Annotated in this window: 19 protein-coding genes and 3 pseudogenes; 19 read left to right on the top strand and 3 right to left on the bottom strand. The window is 39.8% G+C overall.

The window, feature by feature from the left end; all coding sequences use genetic code 11:
- Window positions 1–10 precede the first annotated feature (10 nt).
- From flgL to budC, 5 genes are all read left to right on the top strand, one after another.
- On the top strand, window positions 11–973 hold the full coding sequence (gene flgL / locus Xedl_RS13530; RefSeq protein WP_074024361.1) for a flagellar hook-associated protein FlgL: 963 nt from the start codon (window positions 11–13) through the stop codon (window positions 971–973).
- Window positions 974–1,447: 474 nt separating this feature from the next.
- A complete protein-coding gene (locus Xedl_RS13525) occupies window positions 1,448–2,737 on the top strand; it encodes an HlyD family secretion protein (protein WP_074024360.1) in 1,290 nt (429 codons plus the stop codon).
- Window positions 2,730–4,829, top strand: coding sequence for a peptidase domain-containing ABC transporter (locus Xedl_RS13520; RefSeq protein ID WP_074024359.1), 2,100 nt, complete (start codon window positions 2,730–2,732; stop codon window positions 4,827–4,829). The genes Xedl_RS13525 and Xedl_RS13520 overlap by 8 nt, the downstream gene beginning before the upstream one ends.
- Before the next feature lie 444 nt (window positions 4,830–5,273).
- Window positions 5,274–5,498 carry a hypothetical protein gene (locus tag Xedl_RS13515; protein ID WP_074024358.1) on the top strand — a complete coding sequence of 75 codons (225 nt, stop codon included), beginning with the start codon at window positions 5,274–5,276 and terminating at the stop codon, window positions 5,496–5,498.
- A 325-nt stretch (window positions 5,499–5,823) separates the two neighbouring features.
- Entirely contained in the window at window positions 5,824–6,582 is a 759-nt protein-coding gene (budC, locus tag Xedl_RS13510; RefSeq protein WP_208605057.1) for a meso-2,3-butanediol dehydrogenase, read from the top strand.
- A 208-nt stretch (window positions 6,583–6,790) separates the two neighbouring features.
- Here budC and Xedl_RS13505 read toward each other — a convergent pair whose 3' ends face one another.
- Together Xedl_RS13505 and Xedl_RS13500 are read right to left on the bottom strand one after the other, a co-directional pair.
- A complete protein-coding gene (locus Xedl_RS13505; RefSeq protein WP_074024357.1) occupies window positions 6,791–7,180 on the bottom strand; it encodes a DUF4440 domain-containing protein in 390 nt (129 codons plus the stop codon).
- The gene (locus tag Xedl_RS13500) at window positions 7,180–8,562 is read right to left on the bottom strand and encodes an MFS transporter (protein WP_074024356.1); all 1,383 of its coding nucleotides are present in this window, start codon (window positions 8,560–8,562) and stop codon (window positions 7,180–7,182) included. The genes Xedl_RS13505 and Xedl_RS13500 overlap by 1 nt, the downstream gene beginning before the upstream one ends.
- Window positions 8,563–8,670: 108 nt before the next feature.
- On the opposite strand from Xedl_RS13500, the gene Xedl_RS13495 reads away from it, so the two are divergent.
- The 4 genes and pseudogenes from Xedl_RS13495 (at window position 8,671) to Xedl_RS13480 (ending at window position 12,263) form a co-directional block, all read left to right on the top strand.
- Window positions 8,671–9,576: a LysR family transcriptional regulator gene (locus Xedl_RS13495; protein WP_074024355.1), complete on the top strand. Its 906-nt coding sequence runs from the start codon at window positions 8,671–8,673 to the stop codon at window positions 9,574–9,576.
- A gap of 192 nt (window positions 9,577–9,768) precedes the next feature.
- Window positions 9,769–10,217: pseudogene (locus Xedl_RS13490) on the top strand (site-specific integrase); the annotation flags it as partial.
- A 241-nt stretch (window positions 10,218–10,458) separates the two neighbouring features.
- Window positions 10,459–11,874, top strand: coding sequence for a tyrosine-type recombinase/integrase (locus Xedl_RS13485; RefSeq protein ID WP_074024354.1), 1,416 nt, complete (start codon window positions 10,459–10,461; stop codon window positions 11,872–11,874).
- A 179-nt stretch (window positions 11,875–12,053) separates the two neighbouring features.
- Window positions 12,054–12,263 (top strand): helix-turn-helix domain-containing protein, encoded by a 210-nt coding sequence (locus tag Xedl_RS13480; protein ID WP_074024353.1) that lies wholly within the window; start codon window positions 12,054–12,056, stop codon window positions 12,261–12,263.
- 104 nt (window positions 12,264–12,367) lie between these two features.
- On the opposite strand, the gene Xedl_RS39335 is transcribed toward Xedl_RS13480, so the two are convergent.
- Complete coding sequence (locus Xedl_RS39335; RefSeq protein ID WP_074024352.1) at window positions 12,368–12,559, bottom strand: hypothetical protein; 192 nt, start codon at window positions 12,557–12,559, stop codon at window positions 12,368–12,370.
- 49 nt (window positions 12,560–12,608) lie between these two features.
- Here Xedl_RS39335 and Xedl_RS33645 point away from each other — a divergent pair, with 49 nt between their 5' ends.
- The 10 genes and pseudogenes from Xedl_RS33645 to Xedl_RS13415 form a co-directional block, all read left to right on the top strand.
- Entirely contained in the window at window positions 12,609–12,803 is a 195-nt protein-coding gene (locus Xedl_RS33645) for a hypothetical protein (protein WP_074024351.1), read from the top strand.
- On the top strand, window positions 12,793–13,203 hold the full coding sequence (locus Xedl_RS33640) for a hypothetical protein (RefSeq protein WP_244149718.1): 411 nt from the start codon (window positions 12,793–12,795) through the stop codon (window positions 13,201–13,203). Before Xedl_RS33645 ends, Xedl_RS33640 begins: the two co-directional genes overlap by 11 nt.
- 2 nt (window positions 13,204–13,205) lie before the next feature.
- Window positions 13,206–15,620 (top strand): primase-like DNA-binding domain-containing protein, encoded by a 2,415-nt coding sequence (locus tag Xedl_RS13460; protein ID WP_074024350.1) that lies wholly within the window; start codon window positions 13,206–13,208, stop codon window positions 15,618–15,620.
- A gap of 489 nt (window positions 15,621–16,109) precedes the next feature.
- The gene (locus tag Xedl_RS13450) at window positions 16,110–16,853 is read left to right on the top strand and encodes an Hcp family type VI secretion system effector (RefSeq protein WP_074024349.1); all 744 of its coding nucleotides are present in this window, start codon (window positions 16,110–16,112) and stop codon (window positions 16,851–16,853) included.
- A 4-nt stretch (window positions 16,854–16,857) separates the two neighbouring features.
- Entirely contained in the window at window positions 16,858–18,075 is a 1,218-nt protein-coding gene (locus Xedl_RS13445) for a hypothetical protein (RefSeq protein WP_074024348.1), read from the top strand.
- Window position 18,076: 1 nt separating this feature from the next.
- Complete coding sequence (locus tag Xedl_RS33635) at window positions 18,077–18,469, top strand: hypothetical protein (protein ID WP_244149717.1); 393 nt, start codon at window positions 18,077–18,079, stop codon at window positions 18,467–18,469.
- An 80-nt stretch (window positions 18,470–18,549) separates the two neighbouring features.
- Window positions 18,550–19,239, top strand: a complete 690-nt coding sequence (locus tag Xedl_RS13435) for a hypothetical protein (RefSeq protein WP_074024347.1) — start codon at window positions 18,550–18,552, stop codon at window positions 19,237–19,239.
- 159 nt (window positions 19,240–19,398) lie between these two features.
- A pseudogene (locus Xedl_RS13430) lies at window positions 19,399–19,758 on the top strand (phage major capsid protein); the annotation flags it as partial.
- A gap of 73 nt (window positions 19,759–19,831) precedes the next feature.
- Window positions 19,832–20,157: pseudogene (locus Xedl_RS13425) on the top strand (IS1 family transposase); the annotation flags it as partial.
- 487 nt (window positions 20,158–20,644) lie between these two features.
- On the top strand, window positions 20,645–21,366 hold a 722-nt coding region (locus Xedl_RS13415), incomplete at its 3' end, for a reverse transcriptase domain-containing protein (protein ID WP_244149716.1).

The following is a 21,366-nucleotide window of genomic DNA, read 5'->3' as shown; positions in this document are numbered from 1 at the left end:
AAGTGATATTGTGCGTATAAGTACGAATCTTTTATACAGCCAAAAAATGAATGGGGTTTTTGGCGCTCAGGCTAAGTGGATGCAGTATGGTGAACAGTTATCCAGTGGCAAACGTGTTATCAACCCATCTGATGATCCGTTGGCTGCTTCGCAGGGTATTATGATTGCCCAATCTGAGTCGCAGAATCAGCAATTTGTTACGGCTCGTGTCTTTGCCAAGAATACGATGTCAACCCAATCGAGCACTATTGCCAGTGTTGTATCGGTGACACATAGTGTTAAGGAAACATTAATTGCGGCGGCTAGTGCACAAAGTGATCACGATCGTGAATCTTATGCCCAACAATTAGATGGCCTTAAACAACAAATATTGAATCTCGGAAATAAAACCGATGGCAATGGCCGCTATATTTTTGCTGGTTATAAGACAGACGTTCCACCTTTCGAAGCCGATGGCAGTGGAAAAGTTCACTATAAAGGTGGGCATGAGGCTATAAGCCAAAGAGTGGATGACAATCGTTCCATGGTTATTGCCCATACCGGTGCAAAAGTCTTTTTATCGGCAACGTCTAACCCGATTAAAGAGCCTGATGGTAGTGCAAGTGAATCAGATATTTTTGCCTCCATTGATTTTGCGATCAAGGCGCTTGAAAAGCCATTCACTAATGCCAGCGAAGCAGAAAGAGAGGAAGCAGGCGAGTTGATTAACAAAGCTATCCGAGGTGTAGATAATAGCTTGAACAACTTATACTCTGCGGACGCCGTATTAGGGATGCAGCTTCAGGAAATGGAACAACTGGATGCGCTAGCCAGTGAACGCAGTATTGCCAATAAAGCGCGTATGGGCGAATTGGTCGATGTCGACTGGATCTCCACCATCTCCAGTTATTATCAGGAACAGGCTGCATTACAGGCTTCTTATAAGGCTTTTTCTGATCTAAAAGGGATGTCATTGTTTGAAATGTATCGCTAATTAAGGTTGGTATATTTCCAAACGTCCACGTTGCAGTTTTATTCTCTTATCTCAGTAAACTAGCCCTTGCTTTTTTCATAAAATAAGGAAAAACAAGGGCTGATTTATTTCTTTTATTCCTGCATATCATAATCACGGATAATGGTGGCGACTCATGGAACGAGTTCGCCAAACGAAAGGGCTTTTGGTGGAAAAGTCTGGCGTGGCCGTGTTCTTAATATGGCAGTAAGTTCCATTTGGTCAACAAAGTTTGATTAAAACAAAGTGCCAAATAAAAATGACAGAACCGAAAAGAGTTCCATTTCATCAAGGAATCTTACTAACGGTTTACACTACGTTAATATTAAACATATTACATTATAGACGATGAAATGAATTGGTAACATATGGAATTTGTTGATAAATAAGAATTTAATATTCTGACTTAAATAGCAATGACTTGAAAAACAAAAACATTAATTACACGTGACTACTATGAATGATTTGTTTCGGAAAGAAGCTATAGAAAATAAAAAATCCAAATGGACTGGAGAAGCACTATTAATAGCAAAAATTCCTGCTTGGATTACTTGCATCGTTTCATCGTTTTTTTTGGTTGTTTTATTTATATTTATTACTTTTGGTAGTTATACAAGACGCATTAATGTCTATGGCGAAGTAATAACCACGCCTCATCCAATAAATATTTTCTCTTCTCAACAGGGCTTTATTTCTCAGGAATTTGTCAATGTGGGAGATTTTGTAAAACAAGGACAAAAAATCTATCAGGTGGACTTTAGTCAAATTACCGAGTCAGGAAAAATCAGTACTAATACAAAAAACTCATTAAAAAATCAATTAGTGCAGATTAATAATATTATCCAAAAATTACAAGATAATGAGAACATCACCTTAATAAGCCTGGAAGAACAAAAAAGGCAGTATGAAGAATCACAAAAAGAGTCTAAAGTTGTTGTTGATAATGCCCGTCTAGGGGTTGAATTTGCAAAGAAAAACATGGAAAACTACAAGCGCTATCAGAGACGAGGGCTTATTACAAAAGATCAATTTAATGGCTATGGCTATTCCTATTATCAGCAACAAAATATGTATCAGAATCTATATAGCCAGTATATCAGTGATACATTGAAAATTACTAATCTGAATAGTGAAATTACTCTCAAGCGAGCTGATTTTGATAAACAAATTTCTGAATATAAAATTCAACGTGACGATTTACAACGAAAATTAACTGAAATGACAGCCAATGGCTCTCTATTTATAACCTCTCCGACTAATGGTCGTATTGAATCACTCGGTTTTACCGTTGGTCAGGCAATAACCTTAAATGATATTCTCGCTCAAGTTATTCCGGATAATATAAAATCTAATTATTCTTTAATTCTATGGGTTCCTAATAGTAGTTTGCCTTATATTTCGAAAGGCGATGCAATTAATATACGCTATGATGCATTTCCATTTGAGAAGTTTGGGCAATTTTCAGGGTATGTTGATAATATTTCATATATTCCGGCTTCTATTCAAGAAATGTCTTATTATAGAAGCGCTCCTATAAATAAAACAGGGGAAAAAAACGAGTCCTATTATAAAGTTTTGGTTAACTTAGATAAAAAACAGTTTAACTATAACGGAAGGAAATTAAATTTATCGAATGGCATGAAAGCCCAATCGACGTTTTTCCTTGAAAAACGTCCTCTTTATCAATGGATGTTCTCACCATTCTATGACATGAAAAAAACATTGATGGGACCACAAAATGGATAAAAAAAATTATGAAACTATTACTAATAAGTTGAATCTAGGATTCAAAAGGAAAATCCCCAAAATTTTACAAACCGAAGCATCAGAGTGTGGGTTAGCAAGCCTAGCAATGGTTTTTCATTATCATGGATTACAAATTGATTTATCCCATTTACGTAGTCAGTTTGGAATTTCTACACGTGGCGTTGTACTGACTACATTAGTGAATATTGCCAGCGCCCTTAAATTCAAAACCAGAGCCGTATCGCTGGATCTTGATGAACTGTACGCATTAAAATTACCCTGTATTCTGCACTGGGATATGAATCATTTTGTTGTCTTAGTTAAAGTTAAGAAAAATAAAATTACCATCCACGATCCCGCATTCGGGCAAAGGGTCTTGAGTACACAAGAGTTTTCCAAACATTTTACTGGCATTGCATTAGAATTGTGGCCAAGTCATGATTTTGTCCCTGCCAAAAAACAAAGCAGATTACGTATTATATCACTGCTAAATAATATTCAGGGACTTAAAGCAACTCTGGGGAAAATTTTCTTCTTATCTCTTGTTATAGAAGCTATTAATGTACTGATCCCTGTAGGAATGCAGCTAATTATGGATCACGTTATTATCGCTAAGGATAATAGCTTATTAACTATTATTTGTTGTGGTCTGCTTGTCTTTATTCTATTTAAAGTGAGTGTCTCTACTTTGCGTAGTTGGATATCCATTACAATGGAAACATTTGTTGATGTGCAATGGAAATCAGGGGTGTTCGATCATCTAATGAAATTACCTTTAGCTTATTTTGAAAAACGTAAGTTAGGTGATATCCAGTCACGATTTGGTTCATTGAACATTATACGAACCACTTTTACGAAAAATATTGTTAATAGCATTATCGACGCGATTATGTTGATCAGTGTTTTCATTATGATGTTATTCTACGGTGACTGGCTCGTCTGGGTGGTATTAGCGTTCACTGTTGTTTATGTCATCTTAAGGTTACTGACTTATCAATATTATAGGCAACTTTCCGAAGAGCAAATAGTTAAGGATGCCAGAGCAAATTCCCATTTTATGGAAACTTTATATAGCATTAATACATTAAAATCCTTGGGATTATGTGAAAATCGGGCAAAATCCTGGTTAAATTTGAGTATCGATACAATTAACTCAAATACCAAACTTGCCAAAATAAGTACAATCTTTGATATCGCTAATACTCTTATTGTTGCTTGTGAGCAGATTATTATTCTGTGGTTAGGTGCCTCATTAGTTATCAATAATCAAATGACTCTGGGAATGTTTGTCGCTTTTAACGCTTATCGTGGGCAATTTGCTGATAGAGCAAGTAATTTGATCGACATGGTACTCAGATTGCGCATGTTAAATTTACATAATGAACGCATCTCCGATATAGTACTTTCTGAACCAGAAAGAGAAGTACCAAACCGGAATATTGTTATTTCAGGGTTACCGGCAGAACTCACTATTTGCAACTTGTATTATCAATACGACAATTTATCAAAACCCATCATTTCTAATTTTAATCTTAGTGTCAAAGCGGGAGAAAGTGTAGCTATTGTTGGCCCATCTGGTGTAGGTAAAACAACATTAATGAAATTAATGTGTGGGTTATTAATGCCTAGCAAAGGTACTATTTTAATTAATGGGCTAGATATTAATATTATTGGCCTAAATAATTATCGTAGATGTATTTCTTGTGTATTACAAGATGATAAATTACTTTCTGGCTCTGTCGCTGACAACATATCTGGATTCGATCACGCTCCTGATCTTGAATATATACAAGAATGTGCTAAGCGTTGCAATATTCATAATGATATTTTATTAATGCCGATGGGATATGAAACACTCATTGGTGAGTTAGGTGGCGGAATGTCCGGCGGACAAATACAGAGGCTATTGATAGCCAGAGCCATTTATCGACGACCAAGTATTTTATTTATGGATGAGGCAACAAGTCACCTTGATTCAGATAATGAAAAGTATATCAATGAGTCAATATCAGCGTTAAATATAACAAAAATTATTATTGCGCATCGTCCATCAACCATTGCGTCTGCTAAACGTGTCATTTCAATAGCATGAATTGTCTGAAAAGACAGATAAAAAATTATTTGGTGCAGGCTATGAATTATATGACAAAGGAATGTATCGTTAAATAATGTTAACATTAAAAAATATGCAACTTAATTTGATATTAAATAATCGTCGTTTAATTAATGTTGATACTAAGTGAATTATGATAAAACCCGAACCAAAATATAATTTGGTTGCAGAAAAATATAAACCTTAACTATATGCATTGGCCGTAAACATTAGAATTTTTAAAATAATTCAAGAAATCCATTGGAGATACACTAATATGATTTTTTGTCATTCTATTTGTCAGCCTGTTTTTTGTGAAGATTTTTATTTTTCTGGAACCATATTCAATGAGCTGTCTGATTAATGTTGTGGTTTCATGTTTTATTCTAAAGCTTTTATTCTAAAACATATATATATCAATGATATAAATAAATGGGGTTATATATGAAAGAGTTAAATAAAGTTGAGTTAGAACAAGTCTCCGGTGCTGGTTTTGTGGGTGATATATTGAAGACCGTTGTTGATGTAGTTGATAGAATAATTGATGGTGTAGCTGAGGCTCTTCATGACAAAAATATCATATCTGAAAGTACCGCAAAGGATATTGAACAACTTACTGATGGTGCAGCTAAATTGATAAATTATACAATTGATAAATTTGACCTATAATATTTTAGTTGGAGCTGAAGGTCACATCTTAATATTGACTGCTCAAACAATAGTTTGACACTAGCTAAATAAAATTTAGTCTTGATTATTTAATTACAGTGTTAATCATCAGCCACTCTGATCAGAGTGGCTGATTTCTTATAAGTATTCCATCGGATATAGACGCTGCTTAAACCAATATTTAATGATTAACCTATCATAAAAAAAGACATAGCAAGATAATTAACAAAGAATATTCTGGTGAATATTAAAGACAGGACCAATTCATTAATTATATTTGATATTACACGCTAAGCTTTAAAAATATATCAATGAGGGTAATAAAATGATGCGATTTGAGGGTAAAGTTGTCGTTATTACTGGTGCAGGTAGTGGCATTGGCGAGGCTACAGCAAAGCGTTTTTCACAAGAGGGAGCCATTGTAGTATTGGCTGGGCGGGATACAGAGAAGCTTAACCGTGTATTGAGCGAGTTGTCATCGGACAAAGCGTTGGTGATTCAGACAGATGTTGCAAACCGAGAATCGGCTAAAAATATGGTTGATGAAACAATCAGGCATTTTGGCCGAATAGATATTCTGGTGAATAACGCCGGTTTGTATGTGGTAGGTGATTTATTGAGTACTTCACAAGAAGACGGTAATGACGTACTGGCTACGAATCTCAATGGTGTACTCAATTGTAGCTATTTTGTTTTACCTTTTTTGTTAAAAAGCAAAGGGTGCATTGTCAATAATGCTTCGGTATCTGGCTTAGGGGGCGATTGGGGAGGCGCTCACTATTGCGCAGCAAAAGGCGCTGTCGTGAATCTAACCCGTGCGATGGCTCTGGATTATGGTTCACAAGGGGTTCGTGTTAATGCTGTTTGCCCAAGTTTAGTATTGACGCCAATGGTAGCTCGTTTTGATGATGAAACTCTTGCGCATTTCGATAGCCGTATTCCGTTAAAAAGAGCGGGTCAACCTTTCGAAGTAGCAGCAGCCATTGCATTTTTAGCCAGCGAAGATGCCAGTTTCATTAATGGGGTGAACTTACCGATAGATGGTGGGGTAAACGCATCCAATGGTCAACCTAATTTTAACTAAAGGTATTTTCTGAAAGGTACGGTTTAGAAAATATTACTTAACCCGAATTTTAGATAAAAAATTTAACTAAGGACTTGTTTGCGATGACGTCGTAGCCGTCCGTACTTTACTGAAAAAACATGGGCGGCTATGTCATGTACTATACGAATCTCAAGTTCACTATGTTTTAAATAAAGAGGATGGTAACCTGATTCCCATAATTATTTATTTAATCTGGATTGTTTGGCTGTAATGTTTCGTGCAAATGAAGCCAGACAGGTGTATCTGCATGAAGATTAAAGACAGCGGTTGACCAGCGAATTGTGGTCTCTTTGTCGGGCTCGGTCTGCTGTTCACGATATAAAATTATAGCTCCATTCTCCCACTCTTCTAAGACAGACAGCGAATCCACGACAATATGTAATCCAGGGCGGCTTGCACATTTAGCAACAAAAAAACGGCTCAGAGACTCATGATCAAGCATCGCGCCTGTTATCGTGATCATTGAATAATCCTGACTGAAACGGTCAAGGAGTGTCTGCACGTCTCCTTCACCTTTGCCAAGCCAGTTCTCAATGGCAACATGAGCCTCTAATATTTCATTAATATAATGGTTCATTAGTTATTTTCTTCTGATGATAAAAGATTCAGTGTTATATTCCGATTATTAATACTTAAGCTGAGCAGGAGTGGAATAAGAGTACCGGCTGCTGCTGTATAAAATGTCCACATATAAGCCTGTCGCAGTGCAAGATGGTTAATAAACAGATTGAGTAGCAGGCTCAACAGCGCGACACCAAAGCAGAAACTGAGCTGACGGTTTATGTTCCACAATGCACTTGCTTCAGGCATGGCTGTGGCTGATACCTCAAGGAAAGCACTACTCTGGGCGGTGCTGCTACACAAACTTCCCCCCATCCCCATCAGTGCAAAAGCCGTCACTAACAGGTAGTTCTGCCCGTCGTGGGTCACCACCGAAAGTAACAAAATGCCTATCGCCTGTAGCAGACAACCGGTCATGATGAGTGGCCGTGGTCCTAAGCGGTTAAATGTTTTGCCTGTAACCGTGATTGCTAGAAACGAAGCCAGTGACCAGGGAATCATTAATGCTCCTGTCTCAGCGGCGGACATACCGAGAAATGTCTGTAGATAAATGACACCAACCAAACTTACTCCCATAAACAGGCCAGGCACGAACTGATAAACCAGCATTGAGAAGCGCATTAATGGGTCAGAAAGGAGATGAACACTGAAAAGTGGTGCAGAATGCCGACTACTGCGAATAATGAAAAAAACCAGCAGAATGATACCTGATAAGAAAAGTATCGTGCCTTTTGCAAGGCTTCCCGCTTCACTCATTTTTGTCATTCCGAGTAAAATGAGAAATAGGCCAGCACATCCAATTATAAGACCAGAGAAATCGAGAGCTTTATTTTTTTCAGAAGTGACCCCGCCCTGTAACCATATGGAAGCCAGTATCAGTGTCAGCAGGGTTAGCGGCAGACTGGCAAAGAACACCCAGCGCCAGTTGAGCGTTTGAACCAGCACACCACCCAAGGCAGGGGATAGTGCAGGGGCTAGTAGCGCTACCAACATAATTGCAGATGAAAGTTTAGCTCGCTCATGTTTTGCATAAAGCTGCCATGTCAACGCCTGACCGACTGGTATCAACAGTCCACCGCCAATGCCCTGCACAACTCGACAAAAAACCAGTTCCTCAAGTGACTGTGCAAATCCAGATGCTGCTGTTCCCAGCGCAAATAAGGCTAACGAAAGTAAAAACACCCGCCGAGCACCTGCACGCTGTGTCAACCATGCACTGAGAGGGATAATAAGCGTAAGCCCACATAGGTAGCCATGACTGATCCATGCTAACTCTGCCACGGAAACATGCAGTTCCTTACCTATAGTGGGATAAGCGACATTGGAGATAAACATATTTACTAAGTCGAGGAAAAAGCCAAGAAGGTAGACGATCGCAACTTTACTACGATAATTCATACTCTCTTCCCTGTTAAAAATGAATAATATAATGCCGGTAATGGGAAGGATAAAGAGCTACCGCAGTGATACACTGTCAAAAAATATTTGACAGTAAGTGGGGGATTTATGCTCAATTTACAACGTGTAGCAATGTTTGTAGCCGTAGTAGAGGCGGGGAGTTTCACATCAGCAGCCACCACGCTCAGACAAACGAAGGCAGTAGTTAGTTTTAACATCCGGCAACTGGAGGCAGAGCTTGGTGTGTCGTTGTTGTTACGCACTACCAGACGTCTAGCACTTACGCAAGCGGGGGAGGATTTTTACCTGCGCAGTGTTCATCTTCTAAAAGAAACAGAAGATATTGTGAACGATGTGCAATTCAGTCATAGAGGATTTTGTGGTGAGTTACGAATAACCAGCACACCAGAATATGGCACTACAATGATCATCCCCGCTTTAGTGGCATTCGGGCAGGCACACCCTGAGCTGAGTATTCACCACGTTTCGTCTTCCTATCATGCCGATCTTATTTCAGAGCACTTTGACGTTGCCATTCGTCTTGGCAAGTTAGCTGATTCCAGTTATCACGCAGCGCTAATAGACAACTTTTCAATAATCCCAGTAGCTGCGCCGAAATGGATTAAAAATAACCCAATAGATTCGCTTAATACATTAGGTAAAGCAGAATGGGTTATTCATACTCGTCTCCAGTCCCCTCTGCGCTGGCAAGTAACAGGTCCTGAACAACAGAAGATCGATTTTTCCATCACTGGACCCGTCAGGTTCTCAACTGACAGTGCTTCTGCGCTGATGAGTTTCATACTAGAAGGCTGTGGTGTTGCGCTGCTACCGGAATGGCTCGTCCGGCCTGCTCTAGCAAGCGGGGAACTGCAACATTTGTTGCACGATTACCATTTCCCTTTACAGGGCGTGTATGCGGTTTATCCTAATACCCGCCACATTTCCGCTAAGGTACGTGCTTTGATTGATTTTCTTCAGAGACGCTCAAGGGACTGGGCTACTAAAAACTGACAAATTTTGGTTTGAACACGAATATTTTTGATTAAGGGATCGCCTCATAATTCGGAAAAAATCGTACTATAAGAATTTCCCCGGATAGCCAACACCGGTTTGTTTTTTTCTAAATGACTCATCACTGAAATTAAGGAATAAAACTGCGATACTATTAACCCGATATATGGACATTGGCTTAATTCAAGTGGGTGGGTGAACCCTGAAGACAGTAAGTCGGGGAAAGCGATAGGGGTCGCTTTGAATGATACTGCCTGCCAAGTTCTCCGTGATCAGATTGGCAACCATCACAGATGGGTGTTCGTGCATAAAATAGCATCACGGCGAAGTGATGGAACCATGACGCCAACAATCAGGAAAATGCGTGTTGATAATAATAGATCATGGAACTCTGCATTGAAAAGGGCAGGGATAGAAAATTTTCGGTTTCACGATCTACGGCATACATGGGCTAGCTGGTTGGTGCAATCAGGTGTTCCATTATCAATTTTGCAGGAAATGGGCGGTTGGGAATCAATTGAGATGGTAAGGCGTTACGCGCACATTTAACCGAACATGTGAAGCAAATAGATACGATTTTTAACAGTCACGTCTCATCTACGTCCCAAGCAGTAGTTAATGACAGAACAATAATCATGTAACCTATTGATTTAATTGGTGGGTCGTGGGAGGCTCGAACTCCCGACCAATTGATTAAGAGTTACGACTAAATGAAATAACTAAAACTACTTATTTTATAAAAACAGTAAATTATCAATATATTACGATTACCTCTAATTACTCAAAATTTCCTGTTTTTACCCCTCTCTGGTATCCTATCGGTATCCTAGGATTCTTATCAAACCAATTGATTTTCACAATTTTGAGTCAACAGGTGATATTTTGACGGCATTTAAATTCACAAAAACAGCAATTGAAGCGTTACCTATACCGGAATCAGGAAAACAATCTGAGTACAGAGACAGTGTGATAAATGGATTAAGATTGCGTATAGGAGCTTCGGGTTCGAAATCTTTCTGTGTGGTGAGAAAACGTGACGGAAAATTCTATCGTTCAACATTGGGACGTTTTCCTGATCTAAGTGTCGAACTGGCAAGAACGCAAGCACTTGAAGTTTTGCGCGAGGTTGCTGTAACAGGTAAAAACCCCAATAATTTACGTAAAGAAGAAGCTTTCGCCAAAACTACGTTGCAATCAGCTTTTGAAGCATATCTGGCTAACCGTGATACTAAAATTAAAGAAGCCACAAAGAAACAATATCGAGCGGCGTTACTTAATTATTCTGGTGACTGGCTATCAATACCTATTGCCAACATTACCCGCGTAATGGTGGAAAAACGGCATAAAGATATTACTAAGGGTGGTATTTGGTTTGGTGATAAAGTCAGCCTTTTACACCCAAAGGTTGCTAAGGGTTCGAAATCCGGTGCTGATTTATGGGCAAGATATTTCAGGGCAGTGTATCGATTCGCACAAGATCATTTTCGTGATTCAGAAGGGAAAACAATTTTACCCGATCCTCCTACAACGGTTTTAAGTACTAAAAGGCAATGGAACGGTATAACCAGACGCACAAACAGAATCAGGAATCATGATTTAGGGCGCTGGTTATCGGCTCTCGAATCTGTTCGCCAAATAAGTATTGAAAATTTAGATATGATGGCGGTTTCTGTTTGTGATGCACTAAATGTTGCTCTTTTCACTGGATTGCGGCGTTCTGAGATATTTGGCCTTCAATGGGATAGGGTAGATTTAGAAGGGCAATATTTCTGGATAGATGAAACTAAAAATGGCGATCCGTTGGAATTGCCTATTACAGACACATTGTTAACTATCTTTCAGAGGCAAATGGAGTTACGAAAAGATAGTAATTTATTTGTTTTTCCGAGTCCTAAAGGTGGGGAAATCAAAGAACCAAGACGAGTAATCAGCCAAGTTATACAGGCCACAGTTCCAGCACATAGTTCGGGCAATTTACAACCTATCGAATTTCAATGCCATGATGTACGCCGTACTTTTGGTAGCATCGCTGAATTAGTGGGAGTAGGTAGCTATATATTAAAACGTCTAATGAATCATAAAACGCTACGTAGCGCCGATGTAACTCAAGGCTATTTGCATTTCAATGCAGATGAATTACGCGAACCAGCCAGAAAGATTGAAAAAGCGATTTTAGAACATGCAGGAATAATTAAAAGCGTTGCGGCTTTAGATCAAAGGATTATTTCAATGCTGGCGGGGATGCGTGATGAAGATAAGCAAAAAATCCTGTTTCACTTATCAGAACAAGAAACCTGAAACTGATTAATTGAATAATAACCGAACAATTTGAATTTTATTTGTTCGGTTTATATCCTAATATATAATGATTATTATTCTTTTCTGTACGTTGTGTTATACAAGGTGAATGACTATTTCAGCTTGCTGTTTATATGTAATCTATCACTACTGATAATCAATAATACATAGTGATAAAAATGAAAATACATTCTACCTCAGCAATTTTAGATAAATTCACCAGAGCAGAAGCCGCTGCTTATCTTGGTGTTACTTCTCAAACTCTCGCTAATTGGGCGCATACCGGAAAAGAAAAAATTCCATATCACAAGATAGGCCGTAAGGTTATTTATTTTAAATCCGATCTTGATGGTTATTTAATTTCAACTCGCCGTTTTCAGACAGCTTAAAATAAGAAACAAAATAAAAGGGTGATATTAAATTCATCACCCTTGGAATAATTATTTTTTAGAATAAAGAAACCGATGAACCGAATTAGTAAAATATGTTCAGCTCAGTTTTTAGGTTTAATTCCTAAACGTTCTAGTTCATTACGTCCCAAAGTCTTAAGCCAGTTCGCTAGGCTCATTCCAGATTTTAGAGCTGCATCTTCAAACTGTTCTTTCAGTTCTGGAGTTATACGCATTCTAAATTGTGGGGATTGCCCATCACCCTTTGGGCTTTTGTCTCGTTTAATTGTTGACAAGTGGTCACCTATTGAATTAGCCTTACCTTTAATAGGTGGTCACCTTAACATGATGAAACCTATAAAATCAACGCCCCCGAACAGTGCTACCAACACCGAACGAGGGCTAACAACCAACGATAACAACAGTATCGAGGTAGCTATGTATCAATATACCTTTCTTACCGGAAAGGGCAAAGCCCGTTTGCCTAAAATCTTCCCTATGCGCTTGACCTCCGTTCAGGAGGAACACCATGAGCAATAAACCCATCTCACTAAAACAAGCGCTACATCGTACAAGTTTGGGAATTTCACTTTTCACGTTCATTACCAAAAAAGCTAAAGATGAACGTTGCGAAACCAACTTAAATAACCTGATTGTACTGGCACACGGCGTTCATCAGGAGATTTACCGCGACCTGTTGAAACATATCCCACAGAACCCAGTGGATAAATTAGTCAATTGCTTTGCACGTCGGGAAATAGATCCATTAGGCCAGTCCTCATTTCGGGCGGGTTTGTGTACCTCTTTATATGAGGTTATTCTTGAACAGTCCAGCCAACACTGTTCAGAAGAGTTGCATGATTTGCTTTCGCTGGCCTGTGATATCAATCAGGAAGTTTATCATGCGCTTTATGTGGCGGTTAATGGTGAGGACGAGTAATCATGAGTCAGGGAAATAATAATGCCAAAAGCCACCCAATTGATGTTATTCGTGCAGTGAAGCTGTCCGCCGCCAATCACTGGCAACTGTTGTTGCCTGCCTGTGGTATTGATGTTCCGTTAAAGGGGAAGCATGGCGCTTGCCCAATATGCGGTGGTACTGATCGTTTTCATTTTATCGATGATAACCATCATGGTGATTGGCATTGCCGCCAGTGCGATAAGCCTAATTACGGTGACGGGCTAGATTTAGTGGCGAGAACCAAAGGGATCACTGTTTATGCAGCGGCTAAATTAGTTGCCGATGTGCTGGTAATTCCCTTGCCTGAATCCCAAACCGCCGAAGAACAGGCGCGAGCCGCAAAGCCGATTTCAGAGCGCATTGCAGCACTGGTTGCTAACTCTGTTACGGGTGAATCCCAATATCTGGTGAAAAAGGGGCTGCAATGCCCCGATCAGCGATTATCGAAAGATGGCTCTTTAGTACTGGTCACTCAGGCACTGGACGGCACAATCACCGGTGCTCAGGTCATTAAGCCGAGTGGTGAAAAGCGCTTTGTGCCCGGCTCGAAGAAAAAGGGGAGTTTTATCCCCTTATCGCCCATCACCGGAACGCCGGACGCGATCATTATTGCTGAGGGCTATGCAACGGCCTTAACCGTCAGCCAATTGCATGAGGGCTTGGTGCTGGCTGCGCTGGATGAGGGTAATTTATCGACGGTTGCCGGACTGGTGAGAGAGCGGTGGCCGACAGCAAAAATCATTCTGGCGGCTGACAATGATTGGCATGAATTGGGTGAATTAGACGACAAGGGCAAACCCAAGAAGAACGTCGGCAAGATTACAGCAGAGAAGATAGCCAAAGCTATCGACGGGTGGATCACATTACCGCCAACAGAACACAAGTCTGATTGGGATGATTATCGCCAGCATTACGGCATTAAGGCAGCAAAGCAGGCATTCAGTAACGGGTTATATCAGGTTGGGGAGAAAAAACTCATGGAAATAGAAGCGGCAGTTATCCAAGAAGCGAAGCCCAAAAAGGCCAATAACAATCTGGCACAAATGGCAGCTAGTCAGCGCGGTGCGTTGCTGGTTGAACGCTACGGCAACGTAGCGGTAAACCCGGATAGCGAAATGGTTTACCACTATAACGGTACAACATGGGAAACCGTATCAGATAACGCGTTGCGTCGGGCAATGGTGGCAATCTTCGACCAGCACCAAACCCCTTACAGTCCGAACGGGATCAATAACGCTATCTGTGCCATGAAATTACAAGTGCCAGTGCTCGGCGAACAATGGCAGGATTTAATCGGCTTTCGTAATGGCGTGTATGATTTGTCGACACAACAATTTACCCCTCACCAGCCAGAACACTGGCTCGTCAATCATAATGGCATTGCCTTTACGCCACCTGTGATGGGTGAAAACCTGCCAGATCACGCGCCTGACTTTTACCGCTGGTTATCTCATGCTGCGGGAAGCAATGAACATAAAATGAATCGCATCAAAGCCGCTCTGTTTATGATTTTGGCGAACCGTTATGACTGGCAGCTTTTTATTGAAGTCACCGGTGAAGGGGGGAGCGGAAAAAGTGTGTTTACTTATATTGCGATTTTATTGGCGGGGGGACACAATACCGCCAGTGGCAATATGCGGGCACTGGACGAGGCGAGAGGCCGATATCAGTTTGTGGGCAAGAGCCTGATTACGTTGCCCGATCAGGTTAAATATGTCGGTGAAGGGGCAGGCATTAAGGCTGTTACAGGCGGTGATCTGATTGAAGTAGGCGGGAAATATGAGAAACAATTCTCAACCGTGATTAAAGCTGTCGTACTGGCAACCAACAACGAGCCGATGAGCTTTACCGAACGCAATGGCGGCATTGCACGGCGAAGGGTGATATTTCCGTTTAACATTCCGGTTAAAGAGTCAGGGAAAGATCCACACTTGTCGGAGAAAATCAGCCGGGAACTCCCTGTCATTATTCGTCATCTATTAACGGAATTTGCCGACCAGAACAAGGCTAAAAAGCTGCTACAGGCGCAACGCGATTCTAACGAGGCATTAACGGTGAAAAGCAATTCTGATCCGTTGTATCGTTTTTGCGGTTATCTGGTGTCTGTTAATGATGCAACTGGGATGAAGATGGGCAATAAGAACATCAGCCCACGCGCACCGAGAATGTACCTGTATCATGCTTACCTCTCTTTTATGGAAGCACACGGTTTTGAACGCCCGCTCACACTGACCAAGTTCGGCGAATCACTGCCTAAAATTATGCTGGAGTACAAAAAGGAGTATCGGAAAGTGCGAACCAAGAAAGGTTACGCTTATAACGTTGAGTTATCGGAAGAAGCTGAAGAATGGTTGCCGTCCGTTCCTGAATGTAGGGAATTTAAATCCCCTCTATAAACTTTTTAGGTTTTAGTCTGCATTCCATACACCATTTTAAATATCTAACTGTATTTAAAATAAAATAATAGATGTATAGTTATTTCTTAGCTATACATCAAATATACATTCTCTTCATTAGAGTTAAAAAGGGATGAATAGGAGTTACAGTTAATGAATATCATATTAATTGACGCAAACCCTGATGTAGAAAGGATTTGAAGGAAATGTGCAGAGGGTGCATAACTGAGAGGGTGAAAAAGATTTATAGGGGGGTATCTCTGGTAGGTAAATAAAAGTCGGATAAATGGGAGATAGTAAAATAAGGTATTGAGCTGATTTGGTATTACCTGAAATTTAAATGATGTAATTGTCTGATTTTGTTTAAGAATAGACGTTAATTACAATTTCATTGATGGACTTTTACGCATACTTGAATCCATAAATAATCCTGTTGTATCTTGTTTCATTCATTCGATATTTATCGGAAGTCAGATCACAGGAGACAAGATGTCACACGTCATCTACTTATCACTAAAAGGCAAGAAACAGGGATTAATTTCAGCGGGATGTTCAACGCCTGAATCCATTGGAAACCGCTATCAGACAGGCCGGGAAGATGAAATACAGGTACTGAGTGTCAGCCATTCAGTGAGCCGCGACCAGAATGCACATCATCACCCTGTCAGCTTTACCAAACCCATTGATAAATCCTCACCGCTGTTAGCAATGGCAATTGACGGCAACGAATTGCTGGAAGCGCGCTTTATGCACTACCGGACAAGCCCGATGGGGCAACTGGAACTCTTTTACGAAATTAAACTGACAGGCGCGACAATCGTTGATCTGACCTATAATTATCCCCATTCCATTAATGATAACGGCTCAATACCCCATGAAGTGGTGATGCTCGATTATAAATCTATCTCATGTCAGCATATTGCTGCAGGGACTTCGGGCTACAGCATTACACAATTAGCCGGGCGTGAAGAAGGCAGGCCACTTTTATCCGGGTTTTCGAATGTTAAGCCGCTTAAGAAGCCGCTGGTTGAAGAGACTCCGGTAAAACCCGCTAAACATCATGCCCGCTATCGTTGTGTGGATGATGACGGCAATCTTTTAACTGAACGTAAGTATCGTGTTTGCCTGCCGGATGGTCAGATAAAAGAAGGAAAAACGGATAAACAAGGTTATACCCAATGGCATCTTACTGATGACAAAAAGAACCTGAGTTTTCATATTTTAAAGGATTAATATCATGCCGACTTATACCGTCTACACAAAAATAGAATCAAATTTACCTGCCGAAAACCTACTGTATGATTTAATCATTTATCGTAAGGACGCAAAAGGAAATCATCATATATTACTTGATATTTTTCAGGCACAATTACAAAGCAATTATGAAACTCAACAGCATGTCACTGAAGAAACAGATGATGATCTTTCCGTGACGTATATTATGCAAATCATGCTTTACCGCAAACATGGTTCAAATACGATTCAGGCATTGCAAGCCCCTTTTAAAAAGATGTATACATTGGGTGAATTCGTAGCAGGTAAAGCCTGCTCAGATAAAAAACGAGAAAATGCCTGTTACTTTGAAAGCACGATCGAAACAAAACCTGTCAGTGAAGGTGATAATACCGTTGAATTAAAACTGTCTATTCCTGAAAGGGCGTTTATTGCGGAAGAATATCCAATTGGTCATACTGATGATCCATTTGAAAAAAATAAATTTGAATCGGAAATTCAGAATAGGTTGTCGAAAAGAAATTATCCAAGACAAGGGTGGGCTAGTTTATGTGGACCTGCATCACTTTTTTACAGCTTACAAATGGACAGACCGGATATTTATGAGCAAGCAGCTCGTGAATTATGGGAATATGGCAGAACTAAAATAGGTGAATTAGAAATCAAACCGGGTGATGGTTGTCGTCATCCTAAAGGATCATTTCATTACACATATGAAAATCGAGAATATGAAAAGATTTCAGGTCTAGATTGGGTAACATTGGCAAGCCTAAGAGACTCAGAAAATATGATACTGAGTTATGATAAGGTTGATTATCAAACCTCTGGAATTACTGCATGGTGGTCACTGTCAGATTGGTTTGAAAAAGCAGGTTACGAAAAAGTATTCAGTAATGTTGGTTTATCACGTTGTAATTTAAATGACTTAGTAACTCTTAGTGATTATTGCCGTAATGGTTATCGTGTCGCTACTTTAATTTCAGCAGGAATGTTAAAAGGTTATGATGGTGAATCATCAGGAAAAAACCATTGGATTGTTTGGGAAGGTGCAGTTAAAAATTCTCAGGGAGAATATATAACAAATAACTCCGATCTTAGCCAACCTGTAAATCTAAAGCTGTTTTCATGGGGAAAAGTTGAGCCTCAAATAAAAAATAAAAAATCATTAGATTATGTTACAAATCATGTATTCGGAGGATTGGTTTTTAAACCACTAAAATAATATGAAAAAGATACTAATTATTTTTATTTTTTTTCTTTATGGTTGTGGAAACCCAACACCAAAAATTTTACCAAAATCAGAGTTTCTTCCTGATGCAGTAATAAACGAACCATATCAAGCATCATTCACCATAACTGGTGGTGCACTTGATGAGACTAGTGTTTTTGTAAGCATTCACCCTGTTGATTCAGGATTAAAATGGAGTCCAAAGAAGGATATTTTTCAATGGGAGGGAAAAGAAGAGATAACATATGATTACCATCATATTAATATAACTGGTCTTCCAAAGAAAACAGAGCTAATAAAAGTAAAAGTAGGAGGGTTTACTTTTGGTACAATGTATCCAGGGAAAGAATTTAATAAAACATTTACTATAAAAGTAAAAGATAAATAATTTTAGAAGAATGGCGATTTTTATCGTCATTCTTTATGCTTTTAAAATGAAAAAATTTATTTATAATTTAGAGGGTGAAAGTGAATAGTGTCAATGATAAAAGACAGCGACGATATAATTTTTTAGCTACATTATTTTTATATTTTATATCTTTCGTAAGCATATACTGTGGCTATGTGTGGGTGGCGTACGGAATCATATTCTTAGGTGGTTTTATAGGCCTTATTCCAGAGTGGGGTAACATAAAAAATATATTGAATAAATATTTCAAAAAGTTTTATCAGTTAATAATATTATCTATTTCCTATATTATCAGTATTAAATGTTTAAACTATAGCTTTGAAATTGAGAGTGATTATCTAATATACTCACCTTGGTTAATAAGTATAATTTTTCAAATTTCTTTATTTTTTTCTTTTCTTATTGTATGGGTTTTTATATCTTCTATTATTAGTGTGTTAATTTATTTTTTATCTCAATTTCTTCCTGGTAGCTGGATTGAAAAAATAAACAATTATCCATTTGTAAGGCTATCTAATAATTCAATTTCCATTCTTATAATTACACTTCCTTTGATTGTTCCACTCTATTATATATGTAATCCATTGCTTAATATAGCCCTTAGAATAGATGCTTATGCTACATCTGATTGTGGAGAAATAAAACCAAATACAGCGTATTTAAGGAGAAATGATAAAGAGTGTTATATTTTTTCGCCATGGTTTAGTCTTGAAAAACCAAAAATCATACTAAGCATCAAAGATAAGTGACAGTAAATTATCCATTATCTTATTTCCGTTTATTTAGCCTCAACATTTCAGAGGCTTTTTACTATTGTGTGATTAAACACCGTAGTAATCCTTCTTTATTATTATTTTTCATGCTGTTAAATATATCCCATTAAAAACAAATTAATATAAAAAAACACCATGAAAAAACAATTCGAATTACGCCAGCAAAAAGCCGATTTAACCCAGCAAATGCGCTCACTGCTCACCAAAGCCGAAGACGAAAAGCGCTCACTCAATACGGGTGAAGCCAAACAGTTCGACGAACTGCGCACTCAGTCTGATTCACTCAATGCCGAAATCGCCCGTTATGAGGCATTATCTGATGAAGAACGCAATCAGGCAGGTAAAACCCAGCCGACCAGTGAAAAGCTCAGTAATGACGAACTGCGCCACTATATTGTGACGGGCGAAACCCGCACCTTGTCTACTGGCGTACCCTCAGAGGGCGGCTATACCGTTATCCCGGAACTGAACAAACAGATCATGCAGCAACTAAGATGGAAGAAGTGGGTCATGCTCTCAATGATTAGATATTGTGATAAACTCCCTGCTTTTTATTATGGAGTGAGAGATGGCTAAAGTGGATGTGGTTTGTCGTTACTGTCATAAAACAGACGAGGTTAAAGGGCATGGAAAAGGACGTACTGGTCATCCCCGCTATCACTGCTATGCCTGCCGTAAAACCTTTCAACTGAACTATGCCTATCAAGCCTGTTATCCCGGCATGAAAGAGCAAATTATTGATATGGCAGTGAATAACTCCGGTGTTCGTGATACCGCTCGTGTACTGAAGATAGGGATTAACACCGTCATTCGCACGTTAAAAAACTCTCCCCGAAAAATGTGACCAACCTTCCTCTTGAGGGAAATGAAGTCCAGCTTATCTGTGAAGTTGATGGTGCGCTGGGAAAAGCTGCACTGTTTCTTGCGGGTGAAAGTCCCGTCGTAGAAGATTAGCCAGATCACTACGTAGCGAGTCTTGCATCTCCGGCGGTAACAAAGGAGATGAAGCGTAGACAGCGAAACATTCGAGCCGAAACCAATAGGTGAACGTGATAACTCCGAAATTCACTGATTGTGTTGTGCCGATGGTATCGTCGAACCAGCAGGCAATAGTTTCTGAATGGGCACACTGGCGATTTTTTTTTTTTTCCAGTCAGAAGCACACACCGGAGTCTCAGGCGTCGGCGAGTCTGTAGAGAACAGTGCGGAACCCAGGAGATCCTGACACCTCTCAAGGGAATGAGTATATCGGGCACAAGTGCCAAAACACAAGGCCTGAGAGATGGGTATCAGGAAGTCGGAGTCAGCCATAGTAGTAATGAAACGAGTAATGATCGCGGAGCGAAGGGCTGGCAGACAGATCGAACGTGAGAGGGAAACAATGACCGTACACAGCAACGACGGACAACCATGGTTAACAAAACTTGAGCGTATAGGCAAGAAATCAGCCTGTAACAAACAGCAAGTGTTCAATAATTTAGGGCATCTGCTGAACAGTGACATGCTGAAAGGACAATTCCTACGGCTTGACGGGAATAAAGCGGTAGGTATTGATCGCATGACAAAATCCGCATACGGTGAACATCTTGATGGGAATATTCACAATCTCATCCTGCGAATACGCAGAGGGACGTATCGCCCGAAAGCCGCCAGAATCACGCAGATCCCGAAAGAGGATGGTAGTCAACGGCCACTGGCAATTTCGTGCATAGAGGACAAACTGGTGCAACTTGCGGTCAGTGATATTCTCAGCCAAATTTATGAGCCGCTGTTTCTGCCGTGTTCATACGGGTTTCGGCCGGGATTAAATTGTCATGCGGCATTAAAGGCACTACAACAGCAAACATACCGTAACTGGAATGGGGCGGTTGTGGAAATTGACATCCGACAGTACTTTAACACGATACCTCATATTGAGTTGATGAATTTACTGCGGAAGAAGATATCAGATCGCCGTTTCCTCAGACTCATCAAGGTCTTAATAACGGCACCCGTTATCGAGGGTAAACAGATATCCGACAATGTGTGCGGATGTCCCCAAGGGTCAATCGTATCGTCAATACTTGCCAATATCTACCTGCACTATGTGATAGATGAATGGTT

The sequence above is a fragment of the Xenorhabdus eapokensis genome, from assembly GCF_001908105.1.
This window is presented reverse-complemented; position numbering and strand designations above follow the sequence as displayed.

Coding starts and splice junctions, on each gene's coding strand:
- Xedl_RS13525 (WP_074024360.1), top strand. CDS start 1,448: ATGAATGATTTGTTTCGGAAAGAAGCTATAGAAAATAAAAAATCCAAA.
- Xedl_RS13520 (WP_074024359.1), top strand. CDS start 2,730: ATGGATAAAAAAAATTATGAAACTATTACTAATAAGTTGAATCTAGGA.
- Xedl_RS13515 (WP_074024358.1), top strand. CDS start 5,274: ATGAAAGAGTTAAATAAAGTTGAGTTAGAACAAGTCTCCGGTGCTGGT.
- budC (WP_208605057.1), top strand. CDS start 5,824: ATGATGCGATTTGAGGGTAAAGTTGTCGTTATTACTGGTGCAGGTAGT.
- Xedl_RS13505 (WP_074024357.1), bottom strand. CDS start 7,180: ATGAACCATTATATTAATGAAATATTAGAGGCTCATGTTGCCATTGAG.
- Xedl_RS13500 (WP_074024356.1), bottom strand. CDS start 8,562: ATGAATTATCGTAGTAAAGTTGCGATCGTCTACCTTCTTGGCTTTTTC.
- Xedl_RS13495 (WP_074024355.1), top strand. CDS start 8,671: ATGCTCAATTTACAACGTGTAGCAATGTTTGTAGCCGTAGTAGAGGCG.
- Xedl_RS13480 (WP_074024353.1), top strand. CDS start 12,054: ATGAAAATACATTCTACCTCAGCAATTTTAGATAAATTCACCAGAGCA.
- Xedl_RS33645 (WP_074024351.1), top strand. CDS start 12,609: ATGATGAAACCTATAAAATCAACGCCCCCGAACAGTGCTACCAACACC.
- Xedl_RS33640 (WP_244149718.1), top strand. CDS start 12,793: ATGAGCAATAAACCCATCTCACTAAAACAAGCGCTACATCGTACAAGT.
- Xedl_RS13460 (WP_074024350.1), top strand. CDS start 13,206: ATGAGTCAGGGAAATAATAATGCCAAAAGCCACCCAATTGATGTTATT.
- Xedl_RS13450 (WP_074024349.1), top strand. CDS start 16,110: ATGTCACACGTCATCTACTTATCACTAAAAGGCAAGAAACAGGGATTA.
- Xedl_RS13445 (WP_074024348.1), top strand. CDS start 16,858: ATGCCGACTTATACCGTCTACACAAAAATAGAATCAAATTTACCTGCC.
- Xedl_RS33635 (WP_244149717.1), top strand. CDS start 18,077: ATGAAAAAGATACTAATTATTTTTATTTTTTTTCTTTATGGTTGTGGA.